The organism is Streptomyces tremellae, from assembly GCF_039540215.1.
In the GTDB taxonomy this organism is placed as follows: domain Bacteria; phylum Actinomycetota; class Actinomycetes; order Streptomycetales; family Streptomycetaceae; genus Streptomyces; species Streptomyces tremellae.
The window spans coordinates 62,454-79,301 of sequence record NZ_BAABEP010000030.1; the positions used below are offsets into that span (position 1 = coordinate 62,454).

Annotated in this window: 14 protein-coding genes; 4 read left to right on the plus strand and 10 right to left on the minus strand. The window is 74.7% G+C overall.

What is annotated here, in order from left to right; genetic code table 11:
* Positions 1-11: 11 nt before the first annotated feature.
* The 8 genes from ABEA77_RS20480 to ABEA77_RS20515 form a co-directional block, all read right to left on the minus strand.
* On the minus strand, positions 12-1,166 hold the full coding sequence (locus tag ABEA77_RS20480; RefSeq protein ID WP_345649480.1) for a mandelate racemase/muconate lactonizing enzyme family protein: 1,155 nt from the start codon (positions 1,164-1,166) through the stop codon (positions 12-14).
* 59 nt (positions 1,167-1,225) lie between these two features.
* Positions 1,226-2,452: a pyridoxal phosphate-dependent aminotransferase gene (locus ABEA77_RS20485; protein ID WP_345649483.1), complete on the minus strand. Its 1,227-nt coding sequence runs from the start codon at positions 2,450-2,452 to the stop codon at positions 1,226-1,228.
* A gap of 83 nt (positions 2,453-2,535) precedes the next feature.
* On the minus strand, positions 2,536-3,285 hold the full coding sequence (locus ABEA77_RS20490) for a GntR family transcriptional regulator (RefSeq protein WP_345649486.1): 750 nt from the start codon (positions 3,283-3,285) through the stop codon (positions 2,536-2,538).
* Positions 3,286-3,289: 4 nt separating this feature from the next.
* Complete coding sequence (locus ABEA77_RS20495) at positions 3,290-4,087, minus strand: amino acid ABC transporter ATP-binding protein (protein ID WP_425588334.1); 798 nt, start codon at positions 4,085-4,087, stop codon at positions 3,290-3,292.
* Between the two features lie 41 nt (positions 4,088-4,128).
* Positions 4,129-4,851 (minus strand): amino acid ABC transporter permease, encoded by a 723-nt coding sequence (locus ABEA77_RS20500; protein ID WP_345649489.1) that lies wholly within the window; start codon positions 4,849-4,851, stop codon positions 4,129-4,131.
* Positions 4,851-5,756: an ABC transporter substrate-binding protein gene (locus ABEA77_RS20505; RefSeq protein ID WP_345649492.1), complete on the minus strand. Its 906-nt coding sequence runs from the start codon at positions 5,754-5,756 to the stop codon at positions 4,851-4,853. The genes ABEA77_RS20500 and ABEA77_RS20505 overlap by 1 nt, the downstream gene beginning before the upstream one ends.
* 354 nt (positions 5,757-6,110) lie before the next feature.
* Positions 6,111-9,365: a sacsin N-terminal ATP-binding-like domain-containing protein gene (locus ABEA77_RS20510; protein ID WP_345649495.1), complete on the minus strand. Its 3,255-nt coding sequence runs from the start codon at positions 9,363-9,365 to the stop codon at positions 6,111-6,113.
* A gap of 277 nt (positions 9,366-9,642) precedes the next feature.
* Complete coding sequence (locus ABEA77_RS20515; protein ID WP_345649498.1) at positions 9,643-10,650, minus strand: DUF3027 domain-containing protein; 1,008 nt, start codon at positions 10,648-10,650, stop codon at positions 9,643-9,645.
* A 473-nt stretch (positions 10,651-11,123) separates the two neighbouring features.
* Between ABEA77_RS20515 and ABEA77_RS20520 the strand changes: the two genes are divergently transcribed.
* The 4 genes from ABEA77_RS20520 (at position 11,124) to ABEA77_RS20535 (ending at position 14,881) form a co-directional block, all read left to right on the plus strand.
* Complete coding sequence (locus ABEA77_RS20520; protein WP_345649501.1) at positions 11,124-12,713, plus strand: MFS transporter; 1,590 nt, start codon at positions 11,124-11,126, stop codon at positions 12,711-12,713.
* 26 nt (positions 12,714-12,739) lie between these two features.
* Positions 12,740-13,243, plus strand: a complete 504-nt coding sequence (locus ABEA77_RS20525; protein WP_345649504.1) for a DUF2771 domain-containing protein — start codon at positions 12,740-12,742, stop codon at positions 13,241-13,243.
* Between the two features lie 92 nt (positions 13,244-13,335).
* Positions 13,336-14,001, plus strand: coding sequence for a futalosine hydrolase (locus ABEA77_RS20530; RefSeq protein ID WP_425588335.1), 666 nt, complete (start codon positions 13,336-13,338; stop codon positions 13,999-14,001).
* Positions 13,988-14,881, plus strand: coding sequence for a 1,4-dihydroxy-6-naphtoate synthase (locus ABEA77_RS20535; protein ID WP_345649510.1), 894 nt, complete (start codon positions 13,988-13,990; stop codon positions 14,879-14,881). The genes ABEA77_RS20530 and ABEA77_RS20535 overlap by 14 nt, the downstream gene beginning before the upstream one ends.
* Before the next feature lie 44 nt (positions 14,882-14,925).
* Here ABEA77_RS20535 and ABEA77_RS20540 read toward each other — a convergent pair whose 3' ends face one another.
* Together ABEA77_RS20540 and ABEA77_RS20545 are read right to left on the minus strand one after the other, a co-directional pair.
* Positions 14,926-15,309: a cold-shock protein gene (locus ABEA77_RS20540; RefSeq protein WP_345649512.1), complete on the minus strand. Its 384-nt coding sequence runs from the start codon at positions 15,307-15,309 to the stop codon at positions 14,926-14,928.
* Between the two features lie 547 nt (positions 15,310-15,856).
* The gene (locus ABEA77_RS20545; RefSeq protein WP_345649514.1) at positions 15,857-16,621 is read right to left on the minus strand and encodes an HAD family hydrolase; all 765 of its coding nucleotides are present in this window, start codon (positions 16,619-16,621) and stop codon (positions 15,857-15,859) included.
* Between the last annotated feature and the right edge of the window lie 227 nt (positions 16,622-16,848).

The window sequence follows — 16,848 nt, forward strand, 5'->3', positions numbered from 1 at the left end:
ACGGGTACGTGTCAGGGCAGGGGTACGGGCGGGCTCGCGGGGGTTTTGGGGCGGCCGACCGGAGTGAGGAGGGCGGGGTCGAGGAGCACCTCCACTCCCAGACCCGGCGCCGTGGGCACCACGACCGCGCCGCCGCGCAGTTCGAGGCCGGCGGCCGCATCGCGGTCGACGTTGGCGCAGCCCCACAGCTCGGCGACCGTCAGCCCGAGGCCGGCGGCCAGGTGGACGGTGGTCGCACACCCCAGGCGCCCACAGTCCATCTGCCCGAGCGCCACGTCAAGTCCGCGCCGCCGCGCCACGCGGACGGCCTCGGCGAGCGCGGTCACGGTGCCGGCCTTCTCCAGCTTCAGGTGCACTCCGTCCGCCGCACCCGCGTCGGCGATCCTGCACACGTCCGCGGCGTCCCGCACGTCCTCGTCGGCCCAGACCGGCACGGGCGACTCGGACCGCACCCGGGCCAGCGCGGCCAGTTCGCCCGGCGCGGTCGGCTGTTCCAGCCAGGCCACCTTGTACCGGGCGAGCCAGGGAGCGGCGGCCAGCGCGGTGTCCGGGTCCCAGCCGCCATTGGCGTCCGCGGCCAGCACCACCGTGCCCGGCCCCGCGACCCGGTCGGCGGCGGTGCGCGCCGCGGCGATCCGGGCCGAGTCGAGCCCGAGGTCGCCGCCGACCCGGATCTTGACCCGGCGGAAACCGGACGCGGCGGCGTCCTCGGTCAGCTCGGCCGCCTCCTTCGGGCTGCCGAAGGGGACCGCGGCATGCGTCGGGAGGCTGCACGGCACGCCGGTCTCCCGTGCCGCGCCGCCGAACTCCGCCCGCAGCGCCAGGGCCAGCGGCACCCCCCGGGCCCGTGCGGCCGCGTCACGGTGGGCAACGTCGAGCAGCATCGCCGCCGGCGGGCAGCTGCGGCCCACGGACGCGGCCAGCGCGGCCGGGTCGCGCCAGTCCGGGGCGGTGACGGCGGGCAGTGCGGCCAGCGCGGCGACGATCGACTCGGTGGTGTGGTGAGTGGCGTAGGCGCCGTTGCCGCGGGTCTCGGCCCACCCCACGGAGCCGTCGGCCAGCACGAGTCGCAGCACGACCTGCACGAGTTCCCCCGTGTCCGCGGTGGTGTGCCTCAGCCGCCGCCGCAGCGGCAGCGCGACCACGCCGTACGCCGCCTCACGCACCGGGGCGGTCGGCCGAGTTGGCGCCAGGACGGCCCGAAGAGGCGTCTGCCCGCCGGCCCTCATGCCGGCTTCACTGCGGAAACGACGTCGAGGACGCGGTCCAGGGCGGCGTCCCACACGGTCTCGTCCTGCGCGAAGCACAGGCGCATCCGGCCGGTACCGGCAGGCCCGAACTGGTACCCCGGGTTGACGACCACCCCGGCGTGCTCCTTGAGCGCCAGCGCCACGGCCTGGTCAGAGGCTCCGGTCAGCACCTCGGGGAACAGGTAGGCGGTGCCGTAGCAGGCGTTGACCCGCATCACCGACGAGGCGTTGAGCCTGCGCACGGTGGTGTCGCGCAGCGCCTGGTACTCCACAAGACGCTTCTTGAGGAAGTCCTGGTCGTCGGCGATCCACCGGGCCAACAGGTGCTGGGCGTAGGAGGGTGCCCGCAGGGCGGTGCAGGACTGGACGTCCTCCATCGCGTCGACCAGCGCGGCGGGCGCGACGGCCACACCGAGCCGGTATCCCGACAGGGACTCGGTCTTGGACGGGCCGAGCAGGGTGACGGTGCGCTCCGCCATGCCCTCCCGGGCGGCCAGGTGGTGGAACTCCTCACCGTCGTAGACCAGTCGGCAGTACAGCTCGTCGGCGATCACCTGGAAGTCGTGGCGGCGCGCGGCGTCGGCTATCGCCTCGACGGTGGCCTCGTCGTAGACGGCACCGGTCGGGTTGTTGGGGTGGGAGAAGACCATCAGCCGCGGCTTCAGGGCGGCGGCACGCTCCAGCTCCTCCAGGTCCAGCGTCGGGCGGGCGCCTCGGCCCCCGTCGCCCTCGTGCGGCCAGATCATCGGGATCCGGCGTACCTCGGCGCCGAAGTAGCGCAGCATCCGCTCGGTCGACAGGTAGTCCGGGTCCGGAAGCAGCACCAGGTCACCCGGGGAGAGGATCGCGGCGAGCGCGGTGAACAGAGCGCCCTGCGTGCCGGGGGTGAGGATGATGCCGCCAGGGCCGGGAACAGGGACACCGAGCACGGTGGAGACGTTCTCCGCGACGGCCTCGCGCACGTGGTGGTCGCCCCGGTAGGGGGTGTAGGTCATGCCCTGGCCGCCCGCGGCTTCCGCGAAGGCGGGCAGCGCCCACTCGGGCGGCGGGAAGCGGTGGGTGTCCGCGTAGGTGGCGTCCAGCGGGGCGGCGGGGCCGGGGGCGTTCTCCAGTTCACGCTCGGCGTCCCGCAGCGACTGGCCGAGCCGGCCGGTCAGTTCCGGCATGGACAGGCGCTGGAGAGCCGCAGGCAGTTGCTGCACGATGGCTGTTTCCTCACTGTTCGGTGGGTGCGTGGACGAGGCGGGCGACCCGACGTGGCCGCGGGGACCGGCCCGCCTTCCGGTCAGGAGCCGTCCGGTTCAGGGGGTGCGGCTCCGGCGGGCTGGTGCCGGACGATGCCGCCGGCCAGCGTGGTCAGACCGCCGAGTACGTGGTCACGGGTGAGCGATGACGCCCGGTCCGCGTCACCGCCCCTCAGGGCGGCGAGGATCCGGGAGTGCTCCTCGATCGAGGTGTGGGCGCGGCCCGTGTCCGCCAGGTACAGCGCGATGTAGCGGTCGCTGCGAGCCCGCAGATGGTCCAGCGCCCCCAGGGACGCCGGCATGGCGGCGAGGGCGTAGACGGTGTCGTGGAAGAGGCGGTCGAGTCGGCGCAGCAGCGCCGTGTCGGCGGCGGCTGCGGCCTCGTGCTGACGTGTCACCACCTCGTCGAGGTCCGCGCAGCGTGCCGTCCTGTGCTCCGGATCCGCCTGGGCGGCGGCTGCTGCGAGCATGCCCTCCAGGGCGGCCCGGCCGTTGTAGATGTCCCGGGCGTCGGCGACGGACACCTCGGCGACGGTCCACTTCTGATGGGGCCGGTCCACCACCAGGTGCTCGGTGGCCAGTCGGGACAGTGCATCACGCAACGGGCCCCGGCTGATGCCCAGTTCTGAGGCGAGCCTCTCCTGGCTCAGGCGCTGGCCGGGAGCGAGCCTGCCGCTGAGTATCCACTCGCGCAGTCGCTGGTAGGCCCAGTCCGTCTTGCGCAGGCTCCACGGCGCCGGTACGACGGCCGATCTCGTGTGGCTTGTGCCGCCGGGGGTGTTCGTCGTCATGTCCTCACTCGCTGAGTATCTGGTCGAGGAAGCGCCGGGTGCGTTCCTGCCGCGGCGCGGTGAGGACATCCTCTGCCGGGCCGTCCTCCACGATCCGGCCGTCGGCCATGAACACGATGCGGTCGGCGCCGCGCCGGGCGAAGTCCATCTCGTGGGTGACGACCACGACCGTCATGCCGCTGTCGGCCAGGTCCCGCATGACGGAGAGGACTTCGCGGGTGAACTCCGGGTCGAGTGCCGAGGTCGGCTCGTCGAAGAGCATCAGCTCCGGGCCCATGGCCAGCGACCGGGCGATGGCCACCCGCTGCTGCTGGCCGCCGGAGAGTTCGTAGGGGTAGTGGTCGCAGTGGTCAAGGAGCCCCACCCGCGCCAGCAGCGCGCGGGCCTGCTCGTCGGCCCGCGCCCGGGGGACGCCTCGCGCCCTGCGCGGCGCCAGCGACACGTTCTGCGCGGCCGTCAAGTGCGGGAAGAGGTTGAACTGTTGGAACACCATCCCGATCCGGCCGCCCGCCGAGCGCGGGGCGGCGCCCGCCCTGGAGAGCAACTCGCCCTGGAAGGCGACCGTGCCCTCTTGGAGGGGTTCGAGACCGGCCAGGCAGCGCAGCATGGTCGACTTGCCCGCCCCGGAGGGGCCGAGGACCGCGACAGTCTGTCCGCGCGGTACGGACAGGTCCACACCGTGCAGCACGGTGCGCCCGTGGTACGTGCGGGTCATTCCCTGACCGAGCAGCACGGTGGCGGCGCGGGAGGTGGTGAGATCGGCGGTGGCGGGGGCCGGGGTGCCGCCGGGAGCCTGGTTCATGGCGCTTCCTGTCCTGTGTGTCGTGGTCCCCGCGCGACGTGTCAGCGCGCCGCCGGGTCGAGGACGGCCGTATCGGCCGGCTGCGCGGTGTCCTGTCGGTCACGTCGCGCGGCGGCCCTGCGGGTGACGTCCAGCCGCCGCTCGGCCCGCCGCAGCAGGAAGGTGAGCAGAGTCGTCAGCACCAGGTAGTGGACGGCGGCGGCGCCCAGCGAGCCGACGTAGTCGAAGTCGGCGGCGGCCGATCGCTGGGCCGTGAGCATGAGGTCCTGCACACTCACCACCGAGGCCAGCGCGGAGGTCTTCAGCATGCCGATGAACTGGTTGCCGGTCGGCGGCAGGACCAGCCGGGCGGCCTGCGGCAGTACGACCCAGCGCACGATCTTCGCCTCGGACAGGCCCAGCATGTGGGCTGCCGTGCGCTGCCCGCGGTCGACTCCGAGCAGGCCGCCGCGCACGATCTCGGCCATGTAGGCGATCTCGTTGAGACTCAGGGCGATCACCGCGCAGGTGAACGGCGAGAAGTTCAGCCCCCACAGCGGCAGGACGTTGAAGACGAAGATCAGCTGCAGCAGTACCGGAGTGCCGCGGAACAGCCAGACGTACCCGTCCACCAGTCGGCCGAGCGGGCGGGGACCGCTCTTGAGGAGGGCCAGCAACACCCCGCCGGCCACTCCGAACAGCATGGACACCACGGTGAGTTCGGAGGTCAGCAGCGTGGCGGTCAGGAAGTCGGCCGAGACGACCTTGTCGAGGAAACCGCCCATCACGAGCCCTCCGACGCAGAGGCGGACGCTGACTGCGAAGGTGAACCGCTCGGCTTGCCACCGAAGTAGGAGGAGTCGTCGGGCAGCCGGTACTTCTTGAGCAGCGTGGCGTACTCACCGGAGCGGACGAACAGGTTCAGCGCCTTGCGGATCGCCTTCGCCATCTCCGTGTCGCCCTTGCGGACCGCGATGCCGATCTTCGTCTCGTTCTTGAAGGTCGCGGCGACGGAGTAGTCCTTGCTCTTGGCGAGTGTGACGGCCGCGCCGGGGGTGGAGGTGTCGAAGGCGTCGGCACGGCCGGACTTCACCGCCAGCATCGCGTCCTGGTTGCTCGGCAGGGTCATGATCGCCATCGGCGGCAGCCCCTTCTTCTTCAACTCCTCGTTGTAGCCCTCCATGTACGTCTCACCGATGGCGCCGCGGGTGACCGCGACCTTCTTTCCTGAGAGGCCCTCGGGCACGTCGCCGATCCTCTGCGGGTTGCCTCGCCTGGTCAGCAGCGCCTCACCGATCACCAGGTAGGGCACGAAGTCCACCTGCTCGGCACGCTTGCCCGTGATGTACATCGCGGAGTTGACGACATCGGTGCGGTGGCCGGACAGGGCCGGTATCAGCCCGTCGAAGTCGGTGTCGAGCGCCCTGGTCTTCAACCCCATCGACGAGGCGAGGGACTCGATCATGTCGATGTCGAAGCCTTCGAGGCCGCCGCTGGACGACTTGGATTCGAAGGGCGGGAAGGTGGCGGCCGTGCCGAAGGTGAGGGTGCCGGATGAGATGAGGCCGTCGGGCGGAGAGACATCGGCGCTGCCTGCGGTGGTCGTTCCCGATCCTCCGCACGCCGTCAGCACGATGGCCATGGTGACGGTGAGACAGGGCGCCGCCATGCGGGTCTTGAGTAGTCTCACAAGGCGCTCCTAATGGCGTTTCAGCAGCTCAGGAAGAACTGTAAACAGTTGCCAGTCACCTTTCAGAGGCCACGTGTGCGATCTGTTGCCCGACGGTTAAAGCCACGTTGCGTCACTGTCGGTCGGGGTCCGGGCACGGAAGGTCGCACCCCGTCGCGCTCGTAGGCGCACCCGGGCCGGCCGCCGGCTGATCCGGACGGGACCACCAGGCCCCGGGGCTACGGCCGCACCACGTCCACGCGGATCGCCGAGCGGGCGAGTCCCGGCAGGGGGCGCCTCTTCGCCGACGTGCTCGGGTCGGCCGGCGCCCCCGCCCCCGCCCTCGTCGGGGGCGGCGGGGGCGCCGGGGTCGGGTTACGCGTCGAACCAGCGGTCCCTGGCCAGTTCCTCTGTCCTTGTGGGGTCCTCCAGGAGGGCTGCCACCTCGAAGCGGCGCGGCCACTGGGCGGCGGACCAGGCCAGGCCGGCGGCCACGCCTTCAAGGGTGGCGGCGTGGAGGGTGCCGTCCGGGGTGCGGCGCCAGTCGAGTTCGAGGTCGCCTGCGGGGCCGCGGACGGTCAACTCCTCGTGCTCGACGTAGGTGCGGGGGCAGGCGGGGCCGAGGAGGACGCGCACCGGGTCGGGGACGGCGTGCTCCTCGCCGCGGGTGGTGACCTCGGCGAGACCCGCCGCGGCGATGTGCTCGCCGAGGCGGCGGACCTGGAGGAGTTCCGCGAGGTCGGCGGCGCGGGCCGGGGAGACGGGCAGCAGCGGCAGGCCCTCGGCGAGGGGCAGCAGATCGGGGGCGTCGGCGACGACGGCGTCCGCCGCGTCGACGACGCGCACCTCGCCGTCGACCACGGCGCGCAACTCGTCGGGCAGCGTGACCTGTTCCGGGTCGAGGTCGGCGAGTTCCGCGTAGAGGGCGTGGAGTTGGGCGGCGCGGACTCGGCGCCCGGGGTCGGCGAGGCGGCCGAGCAGTTCGGCGGCGCCGCCCGGCTCGGCGAGCAGCGCGCGCACGGTGGTGCGCACGCCGAGGGCCCGCAGCACTTCCGCGTCCTCGAAGCCGGTCGCGTCGACCTCGTCGTACAGCCCGTCGAGGAGCGGGTCGACGCCCGCGGCCCGCAGGCCCGCGGGGCGGCGCCCGTCGAGCACGGGGTGGTCGCGCAGCCACCACGCGGTGTACGGGCGCACCGTCTCGACGGTCCCGTCGGGCAGCAGCACGCGCACCCGCTGGACCAGTGCGTCCCGCAGCGGCGGGCGGGCCAGCAGCGCGAGGGCGCGGGGCCAGGCGTCGTCGTCCACCAGGTCCAGGTCGCGCACGGCGACGATCTCCGTGGCGACGGGCGGCACCGGCGACTCGGGCAGCCGGTCGAGCACGTCCTCGCACCACACGTCGACCGCGTCGAGCAGCCCCGCGTCGTCGGGCTCCGCGAAGTCCCCGCTGTGCGGCTCCAGTTCGTCCGGGTCGAGGACGACATCCGTGGCCCGTACGAGTGCGAAGCCGGCGAGCACCCCGCACGCGGCGAGCGGCTGCTCGCCCCAGCGGTCCGCCAACTCTGCGTCCACTAGCGCCAGTTCGCCATCCCGCATGATGTCGGCGAACGCACTGCCCGGCAGCACGAGTTCGCCCGCGGGCGCGAGTTCTCCGTCCTCGTCGGGCAGGGCGAGCGCGCCGAGCCAGGGTTCGTCGCCCGGCGCGAGGTCCGCGTCCCGCACCAGGCGCAGCACGGTCTCCGCCAGCTCGTCGGGGCCCGGCGCGCCGCCGTCCTCGTCCCACACCTCGTCCGCGTCGAGCGACGCCGCGACCGCCGCCCGCACCTGGGGCGTCGTCAGGACGGCGCGCGGCGTGGCGGGCAGCGCGCCCAGCTTCTCCAGCAGCGGATGGACGGCGTCGGGGTGCGCGACCTTGAGCCCGAGGCGGCCCAGGTCGGCGGGCGGTTCGGTGTCGGGCAACGGCAGCAGCACCTGCCGGGGGCCGATCGCGGTGCGTCCGGACGCGAGCGGCACCGGCAGCCCGGACAGCCGGTCCTGGTCGACACCGGCGAGGGACTCGTACAGCCGGTGCCACCACGCGGGGGCGCGCTCGGCGCCCGCGATGCGCTCGATCGCGTCGCCGAGCGGCAGCCGCCCGACGCCGAGCGTGCGCAGCTCGGTGCGCCGCTCGTACCCGCCGGGCAGCAGCGTCGGCAGCACCTCGGCGAGCACGCGTACGGTCTCGGCGCCCGCGCCCTCCACCACCTCGGCCTCGAAGGGCCGCAGCGCGCGGATCTCGTCGGTGGGCACGGCGGGCGCGAGGAACGCGACGCGCGGCAGGCGCTCCAGGATCGCCGCCCGCAGCAGCCCGTCCAGCTCGCCCTTGCCGAGCGGGCCCGGCACCAGGTCGATGGCGGCGGGGGTGACGGGCCGCCAGCCGGACAGGAGGTCCGCGTAGGCGTCGGCGGCCCGCGCGACCAGGAAGTCCGTGAGGGGGCCCGGCGCGGGGTGGCGGCGTGTCGGGTCGAGCGGGAACGACGCGATGAGCAGCGCGGGCACCCCGAGCGGCTCGTCGGTCGGGGTGGGCGCGTGCACGACGGGCGCGGTGCGGGGGCGCACGGGGACCACCTCAGGGCCGTCAGGGCCGTCAGGACCGTCAGGATCCTGAGGGCCCACAAGCCCCCCAGCGCCCCCCGCGGGCGCGGCGCCGTCCGCCGTCGCCACCGGCACCGCCCACGTCACCGACCAGTGCGGGCGCAGCCGTTCCTCGGTGGGACGGTCGGCGAGCAGCCCCGGCTCGATCGCGCCCTCCCGCCGCACGACGCGCCAGGTGCGGGTCTCGCCGCGGTCCTCGACCCGGACGAACGGGCCGTCCTCGATCCGGCGCAGCACCCGCTCGCCGCCATCGTCACCGTCGTCGCCTGGACGGGCCTCGACGACGATCTCGTCGAGGCCCGTCAGGGTGAGCAGCAGCGCGTCGTCGAGGTCGGCCAGGAGACGCCGTACGAGGTCGAGCGCGGTGCCGTCGCGCAGCGGCAGGATCACGGCCGTGTCGTAGCCGACCGGCGCGGCGCCCTCGGCCGGCAGCGGCAGCCGCAGCAGCGGCACATGCCCGTCACGCCTGCGGATCTCGTCGGCGAGGCCCGTACCGCCAGGCCCCGCGGCGGCGGCCGCCTCCTGCGCGAGGGCCAGCGCGTCGGTGAGCGACCACCTGACCCCGCCACTGCGGCCGACGACGGCGGGCTCGTCGCTGACGGCGAGCACCGCGGCGAAGCCGACGCCGAAGCGGCCCACGGCCTTCGCCGCGTCGGCGTCCTCGCGCTTCGCGGAGGCGCGCAGCGTGGACAGCGACTCGACCCCGGCCGCGTCGAGCGGCGCGCCGGTGTTCGCGGCGACGAGCACGGGCCCGCCGTCGCCGCCGTCGCGCAGGGTGAGCCGGAGCCGGCCCGGCACCCCGGCGCGGGCGGCGGCGTCCGCCGCGTTCTGGGCCAGCTCGACCACCAGGCGGTCGCGGTAGCCGCCGAGCGCGAGGTCCTCCTCCGCGTTGGCGTCCTCGCGGAACCTCGCGGGGCTCGCCGCCCAGGCGTCGAGCACCCCGCGCCGCAGCCGCGCGGTCCCGAACGGGTCGGCACCTTCGCCTGTCGTGACGCTCACGTTGTGACTCCGCTCTGTCTGTGTCCGCGGCCCTCCGGGCGGGCGGCCGGCACCCGCAGGAGGACCCGCGCCGTGCGGGCCCGAACGTACCGCCCCCGCCGCCGCGCCCACACGCCGCGTACCCCGCCGCCGGGCCCGGCAACGGGACCGGGGCGCCGGAGGCGCGGAGGCACGCGCCACCGCCCGGACGCATACCGGGAACGGGACGCATACCGGACACGAGCGCGCCGGGTGCGAGGCGCCGGGCACGGGATGCGGCGGAAGGGGCGGCCCGGGGTCAGCTGTGGCCCAGGTCCTCCGACCCGTCCGGATCCTGCACGGTCGGGACCGAGCCCTCGTCGCGCGCGGGGTGCAGCGGGAAGGCGTCGGAGCGGACGGTGTCGAGGACGGGCGGCGCGGGCACCGGGGGCTTCGGCATGACCGCGGCCTCGGAGTGGCCGCCGCAGCCGTACGCGAGCGACACCACGCGGCCGTCCGCGGGCGAGAACTCGTTGGCGCAGATGCCGAACGCCTGCCGCAGCGACCCGCTGAGCGGCACCAGGAAACCGCACGAGACGCACGGCGCGGGAGCCGCCTGCGCCATCGGCGTCTTCGGGCCGAACTCCTCCTCCCACCGGTCGGCCGCGATGTGCAGCCCGTACCGGGAGAGCACCCGGGGCCTGCCGAGGCCGAGCTCCTCGGCGACCGAGGCGATCCTCGCGCGCGCGGGCACCGCTGTCGGCAGGTCGGGGGTGGTGAGCTCGGCGTCCTCCGCCTCGACCAGGTCGGCGACCGCGCCGGTCGCCGCGGCGGGCCCGGCGGCCTCACCGATCGCGCCGGCGGGCGTGTCCGCCGTCTCCTCGGCGGCCTCGCGCACCGCGACCGCGTCGGGCGCGTTCGGCGGCTCCTCGTCCTCGCCGGTGTAACCGGGTTCGAGGCGCAGGTCGTCGGCCTCGGTCGGCAGCAGATCGCCCGGGCCCATGTCACCGGGGCGCAGCCGCTCGCTCCACGGCACCCACTCGGGCGCGAGCAGCGCGTCGGGCCCCGGCAGCAGGACCGTCTCGTCCAGGGTGACGGACTTGGCGCGGGAGGCGCGCGCCACGGTGACGGCCCAGCGCCAGCCCCGGTAGCCGAGCTCCCCGCACTCGAAGAGGTGCGTGACGACCCGGTCGCCTTCGGCCACGACGGATACGTGCTCGCCCACGACCCCGGGCGCCGCCACCTCCTCTGCGGCGGCCCGCGCGAGGTCTACCGCCTCGGCGCACAGGCGGTCAGGGGTACGGCTTCGCGTCGTCGCAGCACTCACAGGTCTCGCTTCTCTCCTACGCCGTAGCAGCACGGGTGCGCCGGCCGTAAGCGGTGTACGGGCCGACGGGCGGAGCGGACCAGAGGGCCGCATCGACGTCCGTCGCCCGACCGGCTTCCCGGGCGCACCCCACCGCCGTCCACAACCATTGTGCGGGACGGCGAAAAGGCGCGCGGTCGCGAGCAACCGCCGGTGGCGCGCTACGCACGCTACCTCCTCAGCCGCCCACGGCCCACCTGCGCGCCGCCAATCCTCTTCTTCCGCTCCCGCCGGAGCCCCTTCGGCCTCCCGTCGGAGCCCCGCCGCGACGAAGCCGTGACCCGGCGCTCAGGAACGCGGGGCCCGGCCCCGACACGCCGCGGGAACCCGTCCCGCTCATGAACGGGAGGGCGCACGAGGCGTGCCGTGCCGTGCGCCGCGCTGTCACGCAGGAGATCGGTTCGCTCCCGGGACCTGTGGGGCACTATGACGGAGTGGCAGCCGCCAGGTCGTCCGATTCGTCCCGCCCGCTCCGCAGGACGGCGCGGGCGATCGGCCGTGCCCTGCACACCCCGGTCACCGGGCCGGCGAAGGGCGTGCGCAAGTTCACCCACGCCCACGGGGCGGGCGAGTCGGGCCTCGGCAAGCTGATCGAGCTGCACGCCGTGAACGGCGCGGGCGACGTCATGATCACCGTGGCGCTCGCGTCCACCGTCTTCTTCTCCGTGCCGACCGACGAGGCGCGCGGCCGGGTCGCCCTCTACCTCGCCATCACGATGGCGCCCTTCACCCTCCTGGCCCCCGTCATCGGACCGATTCTCGACCGGCTCCCGCACGGCCGCCGCGCCGCCATGGCGATCGCGATGCTGGCCCGCGCCGTCCTGTCGATCGCCATGTCGGGGGCGGTGGCGACGGGCGGCATCGAGCTGTATCCGGCGGCGCTCGGCTGCCTCGTCGCGTCGAAGGCGTACGGCGTGGTGCGCAGCGCCGTCGTGCCCAGGCTGCTGCCGCCGCGCTTCCCGCTGGTGAAGGCGAACTCGCGGGTGACGCTCGCCGGGCTGCTCGCGACGGGCGTCGCGGCGCCGCTCGGCGCCGGGCTGCACCAGGTCGGCGTCGAGTGGCCGCTGTACGGGGCGTGCGTAATCTTCCTCGGGGGCACGTACCTGGCGTTCTCGATGCCGCCGAAGGTGGACTCCGCGAAGGGCGAGCGCAGGGCCAGGCTGGTCGAGCACCACGGACTCGCGCCCGCCAGGGCCGGCCTGGACGCGGCGCCCGGCGGGGACGCGGAGGCGGCCGGCGCCGGCCGCGCGCGCAGGGGGTGGCACGACGGCCTGGCCTGGCTCGGCGCCCGCAGGCAGGACGCGGCGCGCGCCGCGCGCTCGGCGCGGGCGGCGCGCGACGAGCGCGCCAGGGGCGGCGTCGTCATCGACAAGGGCACGTCCGACGGCGCGGCGGCCCCGGGGGGCCGGGGCGAGAAGCGGCCGCGGCCCGGTCTGCGCACCGTCGGTCCGTCCGTGCTGCACGGGCTCCAGGCCAATTCCGCGCACCGCGCGCTCTCCGGCTTCCTCACCTTCTTCCTCGCCTTCCTGCTGCGCGACCATCCCCTGTCGGGGCTCAACGCGGCCGTCTCGCTCGGCCTCGTCGGTGTCTCCGCGGGCGCGGGCAACGCGATCGGCACCGCGGTGGGCGCCTGGCTCAGGTCGCGCGGCCCCGAGCTGATCATCGTGACGATGCTGGGGCTCGCGCTGTCGGCGACGGTGCTCGCCGCGCTGTTCTTCAGCGCCGTGATGGTCGCCGTGGTGGGCGCGGTCGCCGGGTTCTCGCAGGCGCTCTCGAAGCTGTCGCTCGACGCGACGATCCAGCGCGACGTGCCGGAGCAGGTCCGCACGTCCGCCTTCGCCCGCTCGGAGACCGTCCTGCAGATGGCGTGGGTCGTCGGCGGCGGCCTCTCGATGGCGCTGCCACTCAACGCCGCGCTCGGCATGGCGGTCGCCGCCGCGGTGATGGCGACGGGCGCCGTCGCCGCCGTACGAGGGCTGCTGCGCGCGGCCCGGCGCGGCGCGGCGCACCCCCGCGCCGCGTGACGGCGGCGGACCGATAATCTTCGCCCATGACCGTTGCGCTCATTCCTGCCAAGGCCCGCAGGGCCGGCGTCGTCCTCGGTGCGGTGTCCGCCGGGCTCCTCGTCCTCTCCGCCTGTGACAAGCCGACGCCGCTCGCCACCGTGACGGTCGGTTCCGGCTCCGTCCACTCGGAGGCCAGCTGCTACAACGGCGGCAAGTCCCTCCAGACGTCCACGGCGCAGAGCTGCCTGAACGAGAAGGCGGACCACACCATCACCGTGGGCCCCGACGACACCGTCGGTTTCGGCGTCGACCCGGCCCTCACAAACGGCGGCAACGGCTGGGCGCTGTTCCTCAACGGCCAGCAGGCGGAGGCGCAGCCGTCCACGGCCACCTACCGGCCGATCCCCGCGGGGTCGTTCTTCCAGCCGGACCAGACGACGGGTCAGGCGCCCAAGAGCGTGCAGGTCGCCCTCGTGGAGAGCAACGGGAAGTCGCCCTCGATCCGCGGCATCTGGCACTTCGAGCTGAAGATGAAGTCGAGCGACTGACGGTGTCCGCAGGGACTGCGGGGTCTGCGGGGACTGCGGGGCCTTCCGGGTCCGCAGGGGCTGCCGGGCCCTCGGGGGTCCCCGGCCCCCGGGTGCTCGTCGTGACGGCGGTCGACGCGGAGGCCGAGGCGGTCGCCGCGGGCGCGCCGCGCCTCGACGTGCTGGCCTGCGGGGTGGGCCCGGCCGCGGTCGCCGCCGCCACCGCGCTCGCGCTGGCCCGCGCCGAGGCCGCGGGCAGCCCGTACGGGCTCGTGGTGTCCGCCGGGATCGGCGGCGGCATCGCCCCGCACGCGCCGCTCGGCGCGGTCGTCGTCGCCGACGAGATCGTCGCGGCCGACCTGGGCGCCGACACCCCCGACGGCTTCGCCTCCGTCGAGGACCTGGGCTTCGGCCGCGTCGTACACCGCCCGCCCACCGCGCTCACCGCCCGGATGGCCGAACGGCTCTCGGCCCCCGGCGGCCCCACCGCGGTGTGCGCGCCCGTCCTGACCGTCTCGACGGTGACCGGCACGGCGCGGCGTACCGTCGAACTGACCGCGCGCCACCCGCGCGCAGCCGCCGAGGGCATGGAGGGGTTCGGCGTCGCGGAAGCGGCCGCCGCGCTCAGCCTGCCGTGCGCGGAGATCCGCGCGATCTCCAACGTCGTGGGCCCACGCGACCGCGCCGCATGGCGCGTCGGCCCGGCCCTGGCGTCACTCAAGCGCGCGTTCTCGCTGCTCAACCCCGTATTCGAGGAGCCGTCCCATGAGTGCCGATAGTGCCGTGAGCCCCGCAGCCGCCGACGAGAGCGCCGGCGGCGGCCCGCTCGGGCTCGTCTACTCGCCCTGCCCGAACGACACCTTCACCTTCGAGGCGTGGGCGCACGGCCGGGTGCCGGGCGCGCCACCCGTCGAGGTGACGTTCGCGGACATCGACATCACCAACGGCATGGCGGAGCGCGGCGAGGGCGACATCCTGAAGGTGTCGTACGCGGTGCTGCCGTGGGTGCTCGACGCGTACGCGCTGCTGCCGTGCGGCGGTGCGCTCGGCCGGGGCTGCGGGCCGCTCGTGCTCACCCGCGAGGCGGGCGTGGACCTCACGGGGAAGACCGTCGCCGTGCCGAGCGAGCGGTCCACCGCGTACCTGCTGTTCCGGATCTGGGCCGCGGCGACCGTGCCGGGCGGGGTCGGCGAGATCGTCGTCATGCCGTTCCACGAGATCATGCCCGCGGTGCGCGACGGCAAGGTCGACGCGGGCCTCGTCATCCACGAGGCGCGCTTCACCTACCAGAACTACGGGCTCCACTCGCTCGCCGACATGGGCGAGCACTGGGAGGCCACCACCGGGCTGCCGATCCCGCTGGGCGCGATCATCGCGAAGCGCTCGCTCGGCGCACCGACGCTGCGCCGGCTCGCCGCCGCGGCCACCGCGTCGGTGCGGATGGCCTGGGAGGCGCCCGAGGTGTCCCGCCCGTACGTGCTCGAACACTCGCAGGAGCTGGAACCGTCCGTCGCGGAGCAGCACATCGCGCTGTACGTCAACGAGTTCACGGCCGAGCTCGGCGACGAGGGGTACGCGGCGATCCGCGGCCTGCTCGGCCGGGCCGCCGACGCAGGCCTCGTGCCCGCCCTCGCGCCGGGCGCCCTCGACTTCGTGTGAGGCCGGCGGGCCCCGGCGGCGGTCGGCCGCCGGGGCCCGCGTCCTCAGACGTCGAGCTGGTCGGCGACCGCGCGCAGCAGGCCCGCGATCTTCTTGCCGTGCGCCTTCTCCGGGTAGCGGCCGCCCTCCAGCGTCGGGGAGATCGATTCGAGCAGAGTCGTCAGGTCCTGCACGATCGACGCGAGTTCGTCGGGCTTGCGGCGCTGCGCCGCCGCCACGGAGGGCGCCGGGTCCAGCACCGTCACCGTGAGCGCCTGGTCGCCGCGCTGGCCCGCGACCACCCCGAACTCGACCCGCTGGCCCGGCTTGAGCGCGTCGACCCCGGCAGGCAGCACCGACGAGTGCACGAAGACGTCACCGCCGTCGTCGCGGGAGAGGAAGCCGAAGCCCTTCTCACTGTTGAACCACTTGACCTTGCCGGTAGGCACGTCTGTCCTCGTCCTCGAACTCGTCTGCGCGCGGGGGCGCAGGAACCGGAAACACACATAGGGGGATGGAGAGCTGGGAGCTGGGCACTGCGTCGGCTCGCGGCACCGGAGCAGGAGGGAACCGGGCCCGGAGAGCAGTACAGCGGGTCCCTCGACCCGCCGTCTCCCAGGCTAATGGCCCCGCGGCCGGTGACAAGACGTCGCCGGGCGGTCGCGCTGCGGACAGGCCGCCCCGGTGCCGCCTGGGGCCCCCGTCGCGTGGGAACTACCCTGGTGCCGTGACTGCTACTCCTGCATCCGGCACGACCGGTGCTCCCGCGTCAGAGGCGGCCGCGGCCGACCCGGGTTCCGGCCCCGGCGACGGGCTCGTCCGGGCCGGCGGAATCGTCTTCCTCATCGGTGCCGTGGCCACGCTCGTCACCGTCGCCCCGCTGTTCCTGCACACCAAGCCGTTTCCGACGGTCGCGTACCTGGTGTGCATGCTGATGGCGGTCGGCTTCGTGCTCGCCGCCGCGGGGGTGCTGCGGTCGATCGGGGCGCAGCGGCGTCAGGCGACGTCGTTCTCGGCGTCGGTTTCGGCGCCGGTCTCCGCGCCGCTCTCGGCGTCGGGGGCGTCCCCCGAGGCCGGCGTGCCCTCCGAGGCGGAGGCGTCGGCGGCGCCCCGCGCGTAGCCGAGCAGCCAGGCGGGGAACGCGGTCAGGTCCGCGAGGACCACGTCCGCGCCCGCCGCGCGCAGCTCGCCCTCGTCGCACGGCCCGGTCGGCACGGCCACGGACAGGCACGCGGCGGCGCGCGCGCCGCGCACGTCGCCGGTGTGGTCGCCCACGTAGACGCTCGCGCCGTGCGCGCGCAGCGCCTCGGCCTTGCCCTCGGCCCACAGCCCGCCGACGACCGCGTCGGGTTCGATGCCCAGGTGCGCCAGGTGCAGTTCGGCGTTGGGCTGGTGCTTCGCCGTGACCACCACCGCCGTCCCGCCCAGGGCCCGTACGGCCTCGACGGCCTCGCGCGCGCCCGGCATCGCGAGGGTCGGCTCGATGGCGAAGGTGGGGTAGATCTCCCGGTACCGCTCGCCGGTCGCGGCGACCTGCTCCTGCGGGAACCAGACGGCCAGCTCCTCCTCAAGCGGCGGCCCGAGCCGCGAGACCGCCAGGTCCGCGTCGACGTACACCCCGGTCTCCGCGGAGAGCGCCCGGTAGGCGGCGTGGATTCCGGGCCGCGAGTCGATCAGCGTCATGTCGAGGTCGAACCCGACGACCGGCCGGCCGCCGGCGGGACGCGGAGGAACGGTACGCGGAGGGGTTAGGGAAGCCATGCGCCCCATTGTGCAGGGAGGCGGCCCGGGGGCGGCCTCGGGCCGCGGGCCGCTGTACGGGCGGGGCCCGTCGGCCACGCCGGGCGCGGGCGGCCCGGTGCGGGCCCGGCAGCTGTGCCCGGTACGGGCTGACCCGGTACGGGGTCCCCGGACACGGACTGACCCGGTACGGGGTCCCCGGACACGGACTGACCCGGTACGGGGTCCCCGGACACGGACTGACCCGG